The sequence below is a fragment of the Mycobacteriales bacterium genome (assembly GCA_035995165.1).
Lineage (GTDB): Bacteria > Actinomycetota > Actinomycetes > Mycobacteriales > CADCTP01 > CADCTP01.
In genome coordinates, this window is the sequence record DASYKU010000152.1 from 91,252 (window position 1) to 108,018 (window position 16,767).

General features: G+C 74.5%; 18 protein-coding genes. 15 read left to right on the forward strand and 3 right to left on the reverse strand.

Annotated features, from left to right (window positions below; genetic code table 11):
- The first annotated feature begins 20 nt into the window (after positions 1-20).
- Complete coding sequence (locus VGP36_25140; protein ID HEV7658000.1) at positions 21-443, forward strand: thioredoxin family protein; 423 nt, start codon at positions 21-23, stop codon at positions 441-443.
- Complete coding sequence (locus VGP36_25145) at positions 440-847, forward strand: DUF4395 domain-containing protein (GenBank protein ID HEV7658001.1); 408 nt, start codon at positions 440-442, stop codon at positions 845-847. Before VGP36_25140 ends, VGP36_25145 begins: the two co-directional genes overlap by 4 nt.
- Here the strand turns inward: VGP36_25145 and VGP36_25150 are convergent.
- Entirely contained in the window at positions 844-1,608 is a 765-nt protein-coding gene (locus tag VGP36_25150; protein HEV7658002.1) for a hypothetical protein, read from the reverse strand. The two genes, VGP36_25145 and VGP36_25150, sit on opposite strands and share 4 nt — an antisense overlap.
- A 96-nt stretch (positions 1,609-1,704) precedes the next feature.
- On the opposite strand from VGP36_25150, the gene VGP36_25155 reads away from it, so the two are divergent.
- The 12 genes from VGP36_25155 to VGP36_25210 all read left to right on the forward strand — a co-directional run bounded on the left by VGP36_25155 (position 1,705) and on the right by VGP36_25210 (position 13,012).
- The gene (locus VGP36_25155; GenBank protein ID HEV7658003.1) at positions 1,705-3,432 is read left to right on the forward strand and encodes a hypothetical protein; all 1,728 of its coding nucleotides are present in this window, start codon (positions 1,705-1,707) and stop codon (positions 3,430-3,432) included.
- Positions 3,433-3,477: 45 nt separating this feature from the next.
- A complete protein-coding gene (locus tag VGP36_25160; GenBank protein HEV7658004.1) occupies positions 3,478-4,278 on the forward strand; it encodes a sugar phosphate isomerase/epimerase in 801 nt (266 codons plus the stop codon).
- A 5-nt stretch (positions 4,279-4,283) separates the two neighbouring features.
- On the forward strand, positions 4,284-5,210 hold the full coding sequence (locus VGP36_25165) for a proline dehydrogenase family protein (GenBank protein HEV7658005.1): 927 nt from the start codon (positions 4,284-4,286) through the stop codon (positions 5,208-5,210).
- Positions 5,207-6,010, forward strand: coding sequence for a pyrroline-5-carboxylate reductase (proC, locus tag VGP36_25170; GenBank protein ID HEV7658006.1), 804 nt, complete (start codon positions 5,207-5,209; stop codon positions 6,008-6,010). The genes VGP36_25165 and proC overlap by 4 nt, the downstream gene beginning before the upstream one ends.
- Positions 6,011-6,295: 285 nt before the next feature.
- Positions 6,296-7,654, forward strand: coding sequence for an efflux RND transporter periplasmic adaptor subunit (locus tag VGP36_25175; protein HEV7658007.1), 1,359 nt, complete (start codon positions 6,296-6,298; stop codon positions 7,652-7,654).
- Between the two features lie 71 nt (positions 7,655-7,725).
- The gene (locus tag VGP36_25180) at positions 7,726-8,367 is read left to right on the forward strand and encodes an ABC transporter ATP-binding protein (GenBank protein ID HEV7658008.1); all 642 of its coding nucleotides are present in this window, start codon (positions 7,726-7,728) and stop codon (positions 8,365-8,367) included.
- Positions 8,364-9,554 carry an ABC transporter permease gene (locus VGP36_25185; GenBank protein HEV7658009.1) on the forward strand — a complete coding sequence of 397 codons (1,191 nt, stop codon included), beginning with the start codon at positions 8,364-8,366 and terminating at the stop codon, positions 9,552-9,554. Before VGP36_25180 ends, VGP36_25185 begins: the two co-directional genes overlap by 4 nt.
- A gap of 115 nt (positions 9,555-9,669) precedes the next feature.
- Complete coding sequence (locus tag VGP36_25190) at positions 9,670-9,882, forward strand: helix-turn-helix domain-containing protein (GenBank protein HEV7658010.1); 213 nt, start codon at positions 9,670-9,672, stop codon at positions 9,880-9,882.
- A gap of 33 nt (positions 9,883-9,915) precedes the next feature.
- On the forward strand, positions 9,916-10,014 hold the full coding sequence (locus VGP36_25195) for an AURKAIP1/COX24 domain-containing protein (protein HEV7658011.1): 99 nt from the start codon (positions 9,916-9,918) through the stop codon (positions 10,012-10,014).
- A gap of 12 nt (positions 10,015-10,026) precedes the next feature.
- A complete protein-coding gene (locus VGP36_25200; GenBank protein HEV7658012.1) occupies positions 10,027-10,932 on the forward strand; it encodes an SAM-dependent chlorinase/fluorinase in 906 nt (301 codons plus the stop codon).
- 54 nt (positions 10,933-10,986) lie between these two features.
- A complete protein-coding gene (locus tag VGP36_25205) occupies positions 10,987-12,069 on the forward strand; it encodes an NAD-dependent epimerase/dehydratase family protein (protein HEV7658013.1) in 1,083 nt (360 codons plus the stop codon).
- The gene (locus tag VGP36_25210) at positions 12,062-13,012 is read left to right on the forward strand and encodes a lysophospholipid acyltransferase family protein (GenBank protein ID HEV7658014.1); all 951 of its coding nucleotides are present in this window, start codon (positions 12,062-12,064) and stop codon (positions 13,010-13,012) included. The genes VGP36_25205 and VGP36_25210 overlap by 8 nt, the downstream gene beginning before the upstream one ends.
- On the opposite strand, the gene VGP36_25215 is transcribed toward VGP36_25210, so the two are convergent.
- Positions 13,009-13,758 carry a TetR/AcrR family transcriptional regulator gene (locus tag VGP36_25215; GenBank protein HEV7658015.1) on the reverse strand — a complete coding sequence of 250 codons (750 nt, stop codon included), beginning with the start codon at positions 13,756-13,758 and terminating at the stop codon, positions 13,009-13,011. The two genes, VGP36_25210 and VGP36_25215, sit on opposite strands and share 4 nt — an antisense overlap.
- Before the next feature lie 126 nt (positions 13,759-13,884).
- On the opposite strand from VGP36_25215, the gene VGP36_25220 reads away from it, so the two are divergent.
- Positions 13,885-16,041: an MMPL family transporter gene (locus VGP36_25220; protein HEV7658016.1), complete on the forward strand. Its 2,157-nt coding sequence runs from the start codon at positions 13,885-13,887 to the stop codon at positions 16,039-16,041.
- Positions 16,042-16,080: 39 nt separating this feature from the next.
- On the opposite strand, the gene VGP36_25225 is transcribed toward VGP36_25220, so the two are convergent.
- A partial coding sequence (locus VGP36_25225; protein ID HEV7658017.1) for an HAD-IB family hydrolase occupies positions 16,081-16,767 on the reverse strand: 687 nt, incomplete at its 5' end.

The window sequence follows — 16,767 nt, forward strand, 5'->3', positions numbered from 1 at the left end:
GAAGGGGTTGTCTCAGTGGCGTGGACTTGGTGTGGCGGGTCGTGGTGCTGGCGCTGGCGGTCGGGGCGGCGGGGGCGGTCGGGGTGTGGCGGCGGCGTACGGACGGGCGGCTGCGGAGCACCGCGCCGGGTGAGGTGCTGGACGAGGGGGCGCTGCGGGCGCCGCTCGGGTCCCGGGCGACGCTGGTCCAGTTCTCCACCGACTTCTGCCAGCCCTGCCGGGCCGCGCACCGGCTGCTGGCCGCCTCGGCCGCCGGCATTCCGGGCGTCGAGCACGTCGAGGTCGACGCGGCCGTCCGGGACGACCTGGTCCGCCGGTTCGGGGTTCGCCGGACACCGACGCTGCTGGTGCTCGACCCGGCCGGCCGGGTGGTGCGCCGGGCCGCGGGCGTGCCGGCCGCCGCCGACATCGAGGCCGCGCTGGCCGAGGCTGGCGTCCGATGATCGACCCGCGCGGACCCCGGTTCGCCGCCGCGATCACCGCGGTGGTGCTCGCGGTCGCCCTGCTCACCGGCAGCATCTGGGTGCTGGCGGTGCAGGTCGTCGTGTTCGCGACCGGCGCGCTCCGGGGCGTCGGCGCCGCGCCGTACGGGTGGGTCTACCGGACGCTGGTCCGGCCCCGGCTCGGTCCGCCGGGCGAGCGGGAGGACGCGCGGCCGCCGCGGTTCGCGCAGACTGTCGGGCTCGTCGTCACCGGGCTCGGCCTCGCGCTGGCGCTGGCCGGGGTGCCGTGGGCGGTCGAGATCTCCGCGGGCCTCGGGCTGATCGCGGCGTTCCTCAACTCCGTGTTCGGGCTGTGCCTCGGGTGTGAGCTCTACCTCTGGGCGAAGCGGGCGCGGGTCGCCTAGCGGCTCGGGCCGGCGGGGTGGGGGGCGATGAGGCCGGTGGAGACGCGGGCTTCGCAGAGGCGGGCGAGCTCGGCGTAGGCCTCCTCGCCCAGGAGCGCGGTCAGCTCCGGGCCGTAGGAGACGTAGAGGTGATCGCCGCCGATGTGCGCGTCCGGTGACGACGTGCACCACCAGTGCAGGTCGTGGCCGCCCTCGCCCCAGGACCGGCGGTCGAACTCGGTCACCGTCGAGACCAGCACCTTGGTGCCGTCCGGGCGCTCGACCCAGTCCTGCTCGCGCCGGATCGGCAGCTGCCAGCAGACGTCCGGCTTGGTCTCCAGCGGGTGCCGGCCGGTCCGCAGCGCCAGCGCGTGCAGCGCGCAGCCCTCGCCGCCGGCGAACCCGGGCCGGTTGAGGAACAGGCAGGCGCCGTCGACCGTACGGGTCCGGCGGCGCTGGTCGTCGTCGCCGACGCTGTCCTTGACCGTGATGCCCTTCTTGGTGCCGATCTTGTGGAACTGCCAGTCGGCCGCGGTCAGCTCCTTCGACGCCCGGTTGACCCGCTTCTCGTCGGCGGTGTCGGAGTAGAAGGCGCCGTGCGAGCAGCAGCCGTCCTCCGGGCGGTCGGCGTCGATGCCGCGGCAGCCGCGGCCGAAGATGCAGGTCCAGCGCGAGCACAACCAGGTCAGGTCGGCCCGGATCCGGTGCTCCTCGTCGGCCGGGTCGGCGAATTCGACCCACTCCCGGACGAAGTCCAGGCCCACCTCACGCGATACCGCCACGGTCACGGCGGTCACGCTACGCCACCTGATTTGCTCTCCGGGCCTGGTAGGGAGTGTCATTCACTTTCCGTCGGCCGAACGGGGATGGGGAGCGGCATGGGACGTCACTCGCGGGGTTCCGCTGACGGCACCCCGCCGGCACCGCCGGCACCGCCCGATCCGCCGACCTCGCATCCGTACACGCCTCGCTCGGTCGAGGACACCGGGGTCTGGGACCACTCGACGTACCGGGTGGTGGACGTCGGGCTGCCGCCCGAGGCGCCGGCTTCCGCGCCGCCGGCCGCGTTCCCGCTCGGCGGGGCTGGGTCACGGACGCCGCTGCGCTCGGTCCCGGAGACCGGTGCACCGCCGAGCCGCTACGGACCGGCCGACAGCCGCGAGCCGCTCCGGTACGCCGAGCCGCGCGGGTCCGGCGCGACCCGCGCCGACCTGGCCGACCCGTCCCGCTACCGCACCGACTCCGCCGAGGCGTCGCGCGGCTCCGAGCCCTCGCGCTACGGCGCAGGCCGCGCCGATCTCGCCGCCCCGCGTTCCGACGCCGCCGCGTCCCGGCCCGATCCCGCCGCCTCCCGGTCCGGCCCGGCTGCTCCCCGGCCTGACCTGGCTGCGGCCCGGGGAGACCTGGCCGCCCGGTCCCGTCCGGGTGCGCCCAGGGCAGGCCTGGACGGCCCCGGGTCCGACCGGGCCGAGCCGCGGGCCGCGCGGACCGCCGGCTCGAGCGCGCGGTCGGACCGGGCGGAGCCGCAGGATGTCCGCCCCGACCTCGCAACGTCGCAGGGTGCGCGGTCGGATCTCACTGGGTCCCGGTCGGATCTGAACGGGTCGCGGTATCGGAGTGGGCCGGCCGAGACCCGGGCCGGGTCGGAGCCGCCGCAGTACGGGGCGACCCGCGCGGACCTCGCCGAACCGTCCGGCTACCGGTCCGACCCGGGCGACACCACGCTGTTCAGTCGCCTCGAGCAGAGCCGCGACGACCGCGAGACCCGCGAGGACCGCGAGACCCGCGAGGACCGCGGAGAGGCGCCGCGGTACGGCGCGGCCCGCGAGGACCGGGCGGAGGCGCCGCGGTACGGAGCGGCCCGGGAGGACCGCGCTAAGGCGCCGCGGTACGGCGCAGCCCAGGAGGACCGCGCGGAGGCGCCGCGGTACGGCGCGGCCCAGGAGGACCGCGGAGACGCGCCGCGACACGGCGGCGCGGCGCGGGAGGAGCGGGCGGAGGCGCCGCGGTACGGCGCGGCCCGGGAGGACCGCGGAGAGGCGCCGCGGTACGGCGCGACCCGCGCCGACCTGGCCGAGTCCGTCGGCGCGACCGCGCTGGCCCCGCGCCCGGCCCCGGACCCGGACGAGGTCACCGACACCGGCGCCCGCCGCGCCCGCAGCGCCTTCCGGCTGGCCCCGGAAACCCGGCTGTCTCCGGAGACCCGGCTGGCCCAGGAGAGTCGGCTGACCCAGGAGAGTCGGCTGGACCCGGAGACCCGACCGGCCCCGGAGATCGAGGCCGAGGACCACGAGGACCACACCCACGACGAGCACTTCGACGAACCGTCGTTGCTCCTGCAGTGGGGCATCTTCCTGGCCCAGACGCTCACCGGCGCGGTAGCCGGCCTCGGAATCTGGCTCGGCTTCTACCGGCTCTGGTCGACGTACCCCTTCTACGCGGTGCCCGCGGTCGGCGTCGTGAGCATCCTCATGCTCGTCCTCGCCCGTACGCTCCGGCGTCGTCATGGGCACGATCTGGACCTGATGACCGCGATCGTCACGATCGGGGTCGCGACCGTGCTGACGGTCCTCCCAGCCGCCTTCACCCTGCAGCATCTTGCGTAGCAAGCCCGCGCTTACGCTGGGACGGTGAGCACTCGCCCGGTCACCGTGCCGCGGGCGACGGTCGGCCTGTCGACGGCGTCGGTCTACCCGGAGTCCACCGCGTCCGCGTTCGAGATCGCCGCCCGCCTCGGCTACGACGGCGTGGAGGTCATGGTCTGGACCGACCCGGTCAGCCAGGACCCGGACGCGCTGCTGAAGCTGTCGGACCACTACGCGGTGCCGATCCTGGCCGTGCACGCGCCCTGCCTGCTCATCACCCAGCGGGTCTGGGGCACCGAGCCCTGGGTCAAGCTGGAGCGGGCCCGGGCCGCCGCCGACAAGCTGGGCGCGAAGACCGTCGTGGTGCACCCGCCGTTCCGCTGGCAGCGCGACTACGCCCGCGGCTTCCGGCAGGGCATCGAGCGGATGGCCGACGAGACCGACGTCCGGTTCGCGGTGGAGAACATGTTCCCGCTGCGGGTCCGCGGCCGGGAGGTCTCGGCGTACGCGCCGGACTGGGACCCGACGATCGACGCCCACCGCGCGTACACGCTGGACCTGAGCCACACCGCGGTCAGCCACAGCGAGCCGCTGGAGCTGGCCGCCGTGATGGGCACCCGGCTCGCGCACGTGCACATCGCCGACGGCACCGGCCTGGCCAAGGACGAGCACCTGGTGCCCGGCCGCGGCAGCCAGCCCTGCGGCGAGCTGCTGGAGCACCTCGCCGGCCAGGGCTTCGCCGGCTCGGTGGTGGTCGAGGTGAACACCCGGCGAGCCGCGGACCGGGAGGAGCGGGAGGCCGACCTGGCCGAGGCGCTCGCGTTCACCCGGCTGCATCTGGTGTCGAGCACCGCGCCCGTAGGCTGACCCGCATGCGCTCGCTGATCCTCGCGGCATCCCGGAATTCCCGGGTGGAGCACCTGGTCGAGACCGCGCCGCTGACCCGCAACGTGGTGCACCGGTTCGTGCCCGGCCCGGCCGAGGACGACGCGATCGCCGCCACCCGGACGCTGGTCGCCGACGGCCTGACCGTGAGCCTCGACCATCTCGGCGAGGACACCGCCGACCCGGAGCAGGCGGCCGCGGCGGCCAAGGCGTACCTGTCCGTGCTGGACCGGCTGGCGGCCGACGGGCTGACCCCGGAGGCCGAGGTCAGCGTCAAGCTGTCGGCGGTCGGCCAGGCGCTGCCCGGGGACGGCGAGCGGATCGCGCTGGAGCACGCGCACCTGATCTGCGCGGCGGCCGAGCGGGCCGGGACCACGGTCACGCTCGACATGGAGGACCACACCACCACCGACTCGACGCTGCGGATCCTGGCCGAGGTCCGCAAGGACTTCCCGTCCACCGGCGCGGTCCTGCAGGCCCACCTCAAGCGGACCGAGGGCGACTGCCGGGACCTGGCCACGGCCGGCTCCCGGGTCCGCCTCTGCAAGGGCGCGTACGAGGAGCCCGCGAGCGTGGCCCTCCGGGACCGCGCCGAGGTGGACAAGTCGTACGTGCGCTGCCTGTCGGTGCTGATGGCCGGGCCCGGGCGGCCGATGGTCGCCACCCACGACCCCCGGCTGATCGCGATCGCGCAGGACCGGGCGGCCGCGAACGACCGGACCCTCGACTCGTACGAGTTCCAGATGCTGTTCGGGATCCGGCCGCAGGAGCAGCTCCGGCTGGCCGCGGCCGGGCACCCCGTCCGCGTCTACACCCCGTACGGCGTGGACTGGTACGGCTACTTCATGCGCCGGCTGGCCGAGCGACCGGCCAACGTGGCCTTCTTCCTGCGCGCGCTGGCGACGCGGTCGTGACCAGGCTGGCCGTCCTGGGGGCGGGCAAGCTGGGCGAGGCCCTGCTGTCCGGGCTGCTGCGGGCCGGGCGCGCGCCCGAGGACGTCGTGGTCGTGGTCCGGCGGGCCGAGCGGGCCAAGGAGCTGGAGGAGCGGCACGGCGTGCGGGCGGTGCCGGCGGCCGAGGCGGCCGGCGCGGACGTGCTCATGGTGACGGTGAAGCCGCAGGACATCGACGCGCTGGTCGGGGAGGTCGCGCCGCACGTCTCCCGGGAGTCGCTGGTGATCTCGCTGGCCGCCGGCATTCCGACTTCCTTCTACGCCAAGCGGCTGGCGCCGGGCGTGCCGGTGGTCCGGGTCATGACCAACACCCCGGTGCTGGTCGACGAGGCGATGAGCGCGATCTCGGCCGGCGAGCACGCGAGCGAGAAGCACCTCGCGCTGACCGAGGAGCTGCTGCGCCCGGTCGGCAAGGTGGTCCGGGTGCCGGAGACGCAGCAGGACGCGGTGACCGCGCTGTCCGGCAGCGGCCCGGCGTACTTCTACTACCTGGTCGAGGCGATGATCGACGCCGGCATCCTGCTCGGCATCCCGCGGGCGGTGGCCGCGGACCTGCTGGTGCAGACCGCGCTCGGCTCCGCCGTGATGCTCCGGGACGCCGGCGAGCACCCGGTCAAACTGCGCGAGGCCGTGACCTCGCCCGCCGGTACGACGATCAACGCGATCCGCGAGCTGGAGAAGCACGGCGTCCGGGCGGCGCTGCTGGACGCGATCGAGGCTGCCCGGGACCGCTCGGCCGAGCTGGGCCGCCTGCACGAGTGAGCCTGGCTCAGCGGGCCGTCAGGTGGGCCGCGACGAGGACGAGCGGCGCGACGGCCCGGAACAGCGTGCCGGCCGAGACGACGGCGGTGCGCCGGGAGGTCGCCCCGGAGCCGCCTCCGCCGACCCGTCCGCCGGCCGGTTGGTATCCGGACCCACACTCTGCGAGCCATTGGCGTTGGTGGGACGGCTCGGTGTGGACGGCTCACCAGGCGCCCAGGTGACACGGCTGTGGGTGGGCTGAGGGGACGGCGGGCGGGGGGAGAATCCGGCAATTAGGATGAGCCGGTGAGGCTGCCGCGCAAGGGCGCCACCGCGGCGGTCGCCGGGTGCGCCGTGCTGTTGACCGGGTGCACCGGGAGCTCGTCGGACATCCAGATCGCCGCCGTCGGCCGGTCCACGGTGAGCGAGGTGGTCGAGGCGCCGGCGACCGTGCAGGCCGCGGCGACGACCACGCTGACCTCCCCGGCCGCCGGCAGCGTGGAGCAGGTCTTCGTCAAGGACGGCCAGCGGGTCGGCGCCGGGGCGCTGATCGCGCACATCTCCTCGCCGCAGACCGACTCCCGGCTGACTCAGGCCCGGTCCGCGCTCGCCCAGGTCGACTCTGCGGGGCCGACGAGCCCCGCGCTGCTGTCCGGCGGCGCCCAGTCCCAGGCCGACACCAGCGCGCAGGGCGCCTTCGACGCAGCCAGGCGGGCCGCGGCGGCGATCCCGGACCCGCGGCTGAGGGCGACCGCGCTGACCCAGATCGCCACCGCCGAGCACCAGTACCAGCTGGCCGCCGCCCAGGCCCGGGCCGCGATCAGCGCGATCAACTCCGGCATCGGCAACCTGAACTCGGCCATCGCCTCGCTCACCTCGGCCCAGCGGCTGCAGGCCCGGACCGCGGTCCAGGTCGCGCAGAACGCGGTCGACGCGCTCGACGTGATCGCGCCGATCGCCGGGACCGTGCAGCTCGGCGGCACCACAGCAGCCGCCAGCAGCAGCACGGACCTCTCCGGCGTGCTGTCCCAGCTGCCCGCGGACCAGCAGCAGCAGGCCGCGTCGGCGCTGGGTGGAGGCTCGGTGCCGACCGGCGGCGACGGCGTCCAGACCACGGGCCCGCTCACCCCCGGCACCCCGGTCACCGCCGGCACGACGCTGGCCACCGTCGTCGACGTGTCCACCCTGTCGCTGGAGGCCGACGTCGACGAGACCGACGTCTTCCTGGTCAAGCCCGGGGTCAGGGCCGAGGCCGAGCTGGACGCGGTCCCGGGCGCGCGGTACCGGGCGACGGTCGCCTCGGTCGGGCTGTCCCCGACCCAGTCCGCCCGCGGCGGCGTCAGCTACCGGGCCCGACTGACCCTCTCCGGCGGCACCATGCCCGACGGCACCGTCGCCCCGACCCCGCGGCCGGGGATGAGCGCCGTCGCCGACCTCCAGGTCCGTACGGCGAGGGACGCGGTCTCGGTGCCCGCCGCCGCCATCGTGCGGGACGGCAACCGGGACGCGGTCTGGGTGGTCGAGGGCAGGGCGGCCCGGCGCCGGAACGTCACGGTCGGCACCCAGGGCGAGGACGCGGTCGCGGTGACGGCCGGTCTGCGGGTCGGCGAGCAGGTTGTCGTCCGCGGCGCGGACCAGGTCCGGGAGGGGCAGGAGCTGTCCTGACCGGGACCGAGCCGCAGGCCGCGCTCGAGGCGGTCGACGTCACCCGGACGTACGAGCTGGGCGACAGCTCCGTGCAGGCTCTCCGGGGGGTCTCGCTCCGGGTGGAACCGGGCGGCTACGTCGCCGTGGTGGGCCCGTCCGGCTCGGGCAAGTCGACGCTGATGCACCTGCTCGGCGCGCTCGACCGGCCGTCCGCCGGGACCCTGCGGGTCGGCGGCCGGGACGTGGCCACGCTGAGCCAGGACGAGCTGGCGCACGCCCGGAACGAGACGATCGGCTTCGTCTTCCAGGCCTTCCAGCTGCTGCCGCGCACGTCCGCGGTCGACAACGTGGCCATGCCGCTGGTCTACCGGGGTGTGCGGCGGGGCGAGCGGCGGCGCCGGGCCGAGACGGCGCTGGCCGCGGTCGGCATGCAGCACCGCCTGGACCACACCCCCAACCAGCTCTCCGGCGGCGAGCAGCAGCGGGTCGCGATCGCCCGGGCCCTGGTCGGCGACCCGCAGGTGATCCTGGCCGACGAGCCGACCGGCAACCTCGACAGCGTCCGCGGCGCCGAGGTGATGGACCTGCTGGAGGCGCTCAACCGGGATCGCGGGGTCGCGCTGGTCGTGGTCACCCACGACCTGGAGATCGCCGCCCGGGCCCGTCGTCAGCTGCGGATGCGGGACGGCCAGGCCGAGCTGTGGGAGCGCGATGAGGCCGGGTCTCCATGAGACTGGGTGAGGCCTGGCGGGTCGCGGTCACGGCGCTGCGGGCGAACCGGCTGCGCAGCCTGCTCACCATGCTCGGCGTGATCATCGGCGTGGCCGCGGTGGTGATGCTGGTGGCCATCGGCACCGGCGCCAAGCAGTACGTCGAGGGCCAGGTCGAGGGCCTGGGCTCCAACCTGCTGCTGGTCGTCCCGGGCGAGATCTCCTTCGGCAGCTCGCCGACCTCGTCCCGGCTGACGCTGGCCGACGTCGACGACATCGGCCGGCTGGCCGGCGGCCCGCAGCGGGTGGCCGCGACCGTGACCAGCGGCGAGACGTTGCGGGCGGGCGACGCGGAGATCTTCGCGACCGTGCAGGGGGTGACCGAGACGGTGCCGGAGGTGTTCGTCCGGCCGCTCGCCCGGGGCGACTTCCTCAGCCGCTCCGACGTGGACACCCGGCGGCGGGTGGTGGTGCTGGGCTCGTCCGCCGCCGATCAGCTGTTCCCGGGCCAGGACGCGGTCGGCCGGCAGCTCACGGTGGCCGGCGTCCGGTTCCGGGTGATCGGGGTGACCGCGAAGACCGGGGCGGGCGCGCTGGCCGGGGCCGATCCGGACCTCACCGTCTACATCCCGATCACCGCGGCCCAGCGGCTGCTCGGCACCGACCGGGTGGACGGCATCGCGGTCAAGGCGCCGGACCGGGACACGATCAACGATCTCGGCAACTCGATCGTGGCCGAGCTGGAGAAGCGCTACCCGGGGGAGAAGTTCTCCGCGGTCACCCAGGAGCAGATCCTCGGCGTGGTCGGCCGGATCCTCAGCCTGCTCACGCTGGTGCTGGCCGCGATCGCCGGGATCAGCCTGCTCGTCGGCGGCGTCGGGATCACCAACATCATGCTGGTCAGCGTGCGGGAACGGACCCGCGAGATCGGCCTGCGCAAGGCCGTCGGGGCCCGGCAGCGGGACGTGCTGACGCAGTTCCTGCTGGAGGCCGTGCTGCTGACCACCCTCGGCGGCGTCATCGGGATCGTCATCGGGGTGGGCGTGGCGCTGATCGTCGGTCAGCTCACGCCGCTGCCGACGGCGGTGGCCTGGTGGTCGGTCGCGCTCGCGTTCGGCGTGTCGGCGGCCGTCGGCGTGTTCTTCGGCGTGGCGCCCGCGCGACGCGCGGGACGGCTCGATCCGGTCGTCGCGCTCCGCAGCGAATAGACCCCGGGAATCGCACCCGTCACAGGAGTACCGCTACGCTCCACTCAGCACGTGCGTGTCCGTCGTCGCCGGAGGGGAAGCCGGCGCCGCGACACGTGCCGAGGTCTGGTGAACCATGTCGTCTACGCAACCGCCCGACGCATCGCTGTCACAGGTCAGGTTCCTGACCGTGGCCGAGGTGGCCGCGCTCATGCGTGTGTCGAAGATGACCGTCTATCGCCTGGTGCACTCCGGCGAGCTGGCTGCCGTTCAGGTCGGCCGGTCGTACCGGGTGCCGGAGAAGGCCGTCCACGACTACCTGCGGGATGCCTACATCGAGGCCGGCTGAGGCCTGGGCCCCGCTGTCCCGTAGGCTGCGGGTATGGGTTCGGTCATCAAGAAGCGCCGCAAGCGCATGGCGAAGAAGAAGCACCGCAAGCTGCTGAAGCGCACGCGGGTCCAGCGCCGCAACAAGAAGTAGGCGGGCTGGCACATGACCGACCCGACAACGCCGTCGGTTCGCTCTGACTGGGTCACGTTCCTGTCCGATTACGGTCTCGACGACCACCTGGTCGGGGTGTGCAAGGGCGTCATCGCGCGGATCGCTCCGCATGTGCGGATCATCGACGTCTGCCACCAGGTGCCGGCGCAGGACGTCCCGCTCGGCGGCGAGATGCTCGCCGAGGCTTGGACGTACCTGCCGGTGGGGGTGCATCTCGCGCTGGTCGACCCGTTCACGGCGACCCACTCGCGCGGGGTCGCCGTGCGCTGCCAGGACGGCAACGTGGTGGTCGCCCCGGACAACGGGCTGGCCTCCCGGGCCTGGGACGTCGCCGGCGGCATCGCCGAGGCGTACGAGCTGGCCGAGCCGGCGCTCTGGAGCAGGACCCCGTCGCACAGCTTCCGCGGCCGGGACATCTTCGCCCCGGTGGCGGCGCACCTGGCCGCCGGTGTCGCGCTGACCGATGTCGGGCCCCGGCTCGACCCGGACGCGCTCGTCCGCGGCCGCAAGGCCGACCCCCGGGTGCACGGCGACCACGTCCACGGCGAGATCCGGATGGTCGACCACTTCGGCAACCTCGCGCTCAACCTGCGTCGCAGCGACCTGGAGGCGGCCGGCATCCAGCTCGGCGACCTGGTCGAGCTGCGCTGCGGCGGGCGCACCTTCGAGGTGCCGTTCGCGCTGAGCTTCGGTGACGTGCCGAGCGGCCGGACCGTGGTCTGCGAGGACTCGTTCCGGGCCATCACGATCGCGGTCAACTGCGGGCGCGCGGACCGGACCATGCGGACGCACTCGGGCGACGCGGTCGTGCTCGGCCGGGTGCACCGGCACGCGGGCGCCGCCGCGGCCAAGGTCCCGGTGGTCGACGGGCGGCCCAGCACTTTCAAGCCCATCTGAGCCGGCGGCCCCGGCGGTAGGATCGCCTTTCCGAAGGGGAGGGGGATCCGCGCTGTGCCACCGGCCGTGGTCCTCGTCACCGGCGTCAGCCGCCACCTCGGCGGTCGGCTCGCGGCGTTGCTGGCCGCCGACCCCGCCATCGAGCGGGTCATCGGCGTGGACACCGTGCCGCCGCCGCGCGACCTCGGCCTGGGCCGGACCGAGTTCGTCCGGGCCGACATCCGCAACCCGCTGATCGCCAAGGTGATCGCCACCGCCAGGGTGGACACCGTCGTCCATCTCAACATCACCGCGCTGCCCCGGTCCGCCGGCGGCCGCGCGTCGATGAAGGAGATGAACGTCATCGGCACGATGCAGCTGCTGGCCGCGTGCCAGAAGTCGGCGTCGGTGGAGCGGCTGGTGGTGAAGTCCTCGACCGCCGTCTACGGCTCCTCCTCCCGCGACCCGGCGCTGTTCACCGAGGAGACCGAGCCCAAGTCGCTGCCCCGCGCCGGGTACGCCAAGGACGCCGTCGAGGTCGAGGGGTACGTCCGCGGCTTCGCCCGGCGCCGCCCCGACGTCTCCGTCGGCGTGCTCCGGTTCACCGACGTGATCGGCCCGGGCGCGGACAGCCTGCTGCTGCGCTACCTGCGGCTGCCGGTGGTGCCGACCGTGCTCGGCTTCGACCCCCGGGTGCAGCTGCTGCACGCCGACGACGCGCTGGAGGTGCTGCGCCGGGCCACGCTGGCCGGCCGGCCCGGCACCGTGAACGTCGGCGGCGAGGGCGTGCTGCTGCTGTCCCAGATGGTCCGCCGGGCCGGCCGGGTGCCGGTCCCGGTGCCGTCCTCCGCCGTGCAGGTCGCCGGCCGGGCCGTCCGCCGGGCCGGGCTGCTGGACTTCTCCCGCGAGCAGCTGGAGTTCCTCGAGTTCGGCCGGGTCGTGGACATCACCCGGCTGCGGACCGAGTTCGGCTACCGGCCCCGGTACGACACGGTCCGGGCGTTCGACGACGTGATCAAGCACCGCGGGCTGACCATGCGCGTTCAGCCGGCCGTGGTCCGCCGGGCCGAGAGCCGGATCCTGGGCGCGGTCCGGGCCGCGGCGGCGGTGCGCTCGGCCGCGGCCGGCGCCGCGGCGGCCGGGAGCCGGGATGGGTGACGCCCGGGTGATCCCGCTGCACGGCGACGGCGAGCAGCCGCGCCGGCCCCGGGCCGTATCGGGGCCGCCGCTCGAGCCAGAGACGGCGACGGAGCCGGAGCGGACGGACTGGGAGCGCCGGATCGCCGGCGGGCTGGCCTTCCTGCGCCGCCGCATCACCGGCGACTACGAGGTCGACGACTTCGGCTTCGACGAGGACCTCACCGACCACGTGCTGGCCCCGCCGTTCCGCCCGCTGTACGAGAAGTGGTTCCGGGTCGAGGCCACCGGCGTGCAGCACGTGCCGGAGACCGGCGGCGCGCTGGTGGTGGCGAACCACTCCGGCACGATCCCGCTGGACGCGGTGATGACCTCGCTGGCGCTGCTGGACCACCACCCGGCCCACCGGCACCTGCGGATGCTCGGCGCCGACCTGGTCTTCCGTACGCCCGGGCTCGGTCCGCTGGCCCGCAAGTCCGGGCAGACGCTGGCCTGCAACCCGGACGCGGAGCGGCTGCTCGGCGCGGGTGAGCTGGTCGGGGTCTGGCCGGAGGGCTTCAAGGGCATCGGCAAGCCGTACGGGGACCGGTACAAGCTGCAGCGCTTCGGCCGCGGCGGCTTCGTCGGGGCGGCGTTGCGGGCCCGGGTGCCGATCATCCCGTGCTCGATCGTCGGGGCCGAGGAGACGTACCCGATGATCGCCAGCTCCCGGACGCTGGCCCGGGTGCTGGGGCTGCCCTACTTCCCGGTCACGCCGACCTGGCCGCTGCTCGGCCCGCTGGGCGCGGTGCCGCTGCCGTCGAAGTGGTACATCGAGTTCGGCGAGCCGATCGACACCGGCTCGCTCGACCCGGACGGGGCCGACGACCCGATGCTGGTGTTCAACCTGACCGACCAGGTCCGGGAGACGATCCAGCAGACCCTCTACCGGCTGCTGCTGCAGCGGCGGTCCGTGTTCCGCTAGGGGGCCGGGGTCAGCGGCGGCCAGCCGTCGGCCGGCTCCGGCAGCCCCATCAGCCCGGTCAGCAGCCGGACCAGCCCGAGGAACATGGCCTCGCGGACGTCGTCGCCGTGCCAGTTGAGGTTGCCGTTGACCTCGAGCGTGATGAAGCCGTGCAGCGAGGCCCAGCAGTGGGTCATGGCCAGCTCGGTGGCCGGGTCGGCGCCGTGCAGGGTCTTGTCGCCGAACGCCGCCAGCAGGACGGGTGGCAACTGGGTCAGCGGTAGCGCTCGCCGGGTGCCGCAGTCGTCCGCGTCCCGGGACAGGCTGCGCAGGGCCTCCATCGCCCGGAGCGCCGCGGCCTTGTCCGGCCCGGCGTCCACGACGGTCGCGTCGACCTGGTGGCCCTTCTCGAACCCGGCCAGCGACGGCCCGAAGACCAGCGTGAAGCTCTCCCGGTCGGCCAGCGCCCACTCCCGGTACGCCCGGCAGACCGCGAGGAACCGGCCGCCCGGGTCGGTCGCCGGCACCGTGTCCCGGGCCTTCTCGACCTGCTCGGCCAGGCCGGTCAGGGCGTCCACGATCAGCGCGGTGAGTAGGCCCTCCCGGCCGTCGAAGTAGCGGTAGAGGCCGGGCGCGGACATGCGCATGTCCCGGGCCACGTCCGAGAGCCGGACGTCGACCGTGCCCTGCGCGCGCATCCGGGCCAGCGTCGTGTCCTTGATCTCCTGGATCGTCGCCGCCCGGGTGGTCTCCCGCCTCGTCCGCACCTGCACCTCCGTACCGGTCCTACCCAGGACTCTCAGCGTTCCATCAGCGAAGCCTCTTGACAATGTTACCTCTCTTCCCTTCTGCTATGACCCATCGCAACGCGAAGACTCGTAACGGAGGCGAAGATGGTTCCCGATCCGCAGGTGGGAGCGCTCGGCCGGCTGGCCGGGGCGGCGCACCGCCACCGCGTCCTGGTCGTGGTGCTCTGGCTGGTCGCCGTGGCCGGTGCCGTGGGCCTCTCCCAGGTCGCCTCGGGCGACTTCAAGGCGGACTACACCGCCCGCGGGTCGGACTCCCGGACCGCCCAGGACCTGCTCGCGTCCCGCTTCCCCGCGGCGGCCGGGGAGCAGGTCAGCGTCGTGGTCAAGGCCGACGGCCCGGTGACCGCGCCGGCCGTCCGGTCCGCCGTGGAGGGCCTGCTGGGCCAGATCCGGACCGTGCCGCACGTCGTCGCCGCCCCCAGCCCGTACGGGCAGCGGGGCGCGATCTCGGCCGACGACCGGATCCTGCAGGCGACGATCCAGCTGGACGCGCCCAACCCGGACGCGATGCCGGTGCAGGACACCCAGCGGATCATCGACCTGGCCCAGGCCGCGGACAGGTCCGGGCTGCAGGTCGCGGTCGGCGGGCAGGTCGTCGAGACCGCCACCCAGGGCTCGATCGGCTCGGAGGGCATCGGGCTGGCCGCCGCCGCGATCATCCTGCTGCTGGTGTTCGGCTCGGTGGTCGCGGCCGGCCTGCCGATCCTGGTCGCGGTCGTCGGGCTCGGGGTGAGCGCGTCGCTGGTCGGCGTCGTCGCCGCGATCGTGGACGTGCCGGACTGGTCGACCTCGCTGGCCGCGATGATGGGTATCGGCGTCGGCGTGGACTACGTGCTGCTGCTGGTCACCCGCTACCGGGAGTACCTCGGGCGCGGCCTGACCCCGCGCGGCGCGACGATGGCGACCGCGGACACCGCCGGCCGGGCCGTGCTGGTGGCCGGCTCGACCGTGGTGGTCAGCCTGCTGGGCCTGTTCGGGATGGGCCTGTCGGCGATGCGCGGCGCGGCCGTGGTGACGATCCTCGCGGTGCTGGTCGTCATGCTCGCGGCGGTGACGCTGCTGCCGGCCCTGTTCGGGTTCGTCGGGTACCGGATCGACCGGCTGCGGCTGCCGGTCCCGCGCTCCTCCCGCCGCCCGCTCGGGGCCCGCTGGGCCGTCGGCGTCCAGCGCCGCCCCTGGGTCGCGCTCGGCTCCGGGCTGGTGCTGCTCGGGCTGCTGGCCGCGCCGTTCCTCGGCGTCCGGTACGGGTTCCCCGATGCCGGCAACGACCGCGCCGGCACCACCACCCGGCAGGCGTACGACCTGCTGGCCGAGGGCTTCGGCCCCGGCGCCAACGGCCCGCTGGTGCTGGTCTCCACCGACGACGGCACCGCCCTGACGGCGCTGCAGCAGCGGATCGCGGCGACCCCGGGGGTGGCGGCCGTGACCCCGCCGGTGGCCGCGCCCTCCGGCGACGCCGCGATGATGACCGTGGTGCCGACGACCAGCCCGCAGTCGGCCGACACCGAGACGCTGGTCGCCACCCTGCGCGCGACCGTGGCCGGCACCGGCGTGCACGTCGGCGGCGTGACCGCCGCCGCGGTCGACACCAACGAGGACATGGCCTCCCGGCTGCCACTGCTCATCGGCGGCGTCGTCGGGCTGTCGTTCCTGCTGCTGCTGACGGTGTTTCGCAGTCTGGTCGTGGCGGTCAAGGCGGCGCTGCTCAACCTGCTCTCGCTGGCCGCCGCGTACGGGGTGGTGGCGCTGGTCCTGCAGGGCGGCTGGGCCGGGCGGCTGATCGGGATCGACACGCCCACGCCGCTGCCGGCGTTCGTCCCGGTGCTGATGTTCGCGGTGCTGTTCGGACTGTCGATGGACTACGAGGTCTTCCTGCTCACCCGGATCCGCGAGCGCTGGCTGAAGACCGGCGACAACACCACCAGCGTGACCGAGGGCCTGACCCGGACGGCCCGGGTGGTCACGGCGGCGGCGGCGATCATGATCGCCGTGTTCGCGGCCTTCGTACCGAGCCCGGTGATCTTCCTCAAGGTCATCGGGATCGGGATGGCCGCGGCGATCTTCATCGACGCGACCGTGGTCCGGATGCTGCTGGTGCCGGCGATCATGCAGCTGCTGGGCCGGGCCAACTGGTGGCTGCCGGGCTGGCTGGAGCGGGTGCTGCCGCGGATCCAGGTCGAGGGCGCCGACGACCACGACGCTGTCGGTGAGCCGCCGGCCCGGGAGCTGCAGCCGGCCTGAGGCGTGGGGAGGGGCCGTCTGTCGGGGCGGCCCCTTTCCTCATGAGCCGCGCTTGCGCAGCAGCCTCACGCCGGCGGCGACCCCGCCGCCGACCGCGCCGGCCCCGATCGCCGCGGGCACGCCGACCCTCGCCGCCTTGCGACCGGTCCGGAAGTCGCGGATCTCCCAGCCCCGGGCGCGGGCCTCCATCCGCAGCGCCGAGTCCGGGTTCACGGCCACGGCCCGGCCGACCGTGCTGAGCATGGGCAGGTCGTTGATCGAGTCGCTGTACGCGGCGCACCGGTCGAGGTCCAGCCGTTCCCGATCCGCCAGCGCGAGCACCGCCGCGGCCTTGGCCGGCCCGTGCAGCGGCTCGCCGACCAGCCGTCCCGTGTACTCGCCGTCGACGACCTCGGCCACCGTGCCGAGCGCGCCGGTCAGCCCGAGCCGGCGGGCGATGATCGAGGCCAGCTCGACCGGGGTCGCGGTGACCAGCCAGACCCGCTGGCCGGCGTCCTGGTGCATCCGGGCCAGGGCCAGCGTGCCGGGCCAGATCTTGTCGGCCAGCAGTTCGTCGAAGACCTCCTCGCCGACCGACCGCATCTCGGCCACCGAGCGACCGGCGATGAAGGCCAGGGCCCGGGTCTGGGTCTCGGCCACCAGGTTCTGGTGCTCCCCGACGGCGATGAACCGGGCTTGTGCGACGGCGAACCGCACGATGTCGCGCATGGTCAGGAAGTCGCGCCG

Excerpts from the sequence above, each read along its gene's own strand:
- VGP36_25200 (HEV7658012.1), top strand. The coding sequence starts at position 10,027 with ATGACCGACCCGACAACGCCGTCGGTTCGCTCTGACTGGGTCACGTTC.
- VGP36_25155 (HEV7658003.1), top strand. The coding sequence starts at position 1,705 with ATGGGACGTCACTCGCGGGGTTCCGCTGACGGCACCCCGCCGGCACCG.
- VGP36_25220 (HEV7658016.1), top strand. The coding sequence starts at position 13,885 with ATGGTTCCCGATCCGCAGGTGGGAGCGCTCGGCCGGCTGGCCGGGGCG.
- VGP36_25165 (HEV7658005.1), top strand. The coding sequence starts at position 4,284 with ATGCGCTCGCTGATCCTCGCGGCATCCCGGAATTCCCGGGTGGAGCAC.
- VGP36_25145 (HEV7658001.1), top strand. The coding sequence starts at position 440 with ATGATCGACCCGCGCGGACCCCGGTTCGCCGCCGCGATCACCGCGGTG.
- VGP36_25185 (HEV7658009.1), top strand. The coding sequence starts at position 8,364 with ATGAGACTGGGTGAGGCCTGGCGGGTCGCGGTCACGGCGCTGCGGGCG.
- VGP36_25190 (HEV7658010.1), top strand. The coding sequence starts at position 9,670 with ATGTCGTCTACGCAACCGCCCGACGCATCGCTGTCACAGGTCAGGTTC.
- VGP36_25210 (HEV7658014.1), top strand. The coding sequence starts at position 12,062 with ATGGGTGACGCCCGGGTGATCCCGCTGCACGGCGACGGCGAGCAGCCG.
- VGP36_25195 (HEV7658011.1), top strand. The coding sequence starts at position 9,916 with ATGGGTTCGGTCATCAAGAAGCGCCGCAAGCGCATGGCGAAGAAGAAG.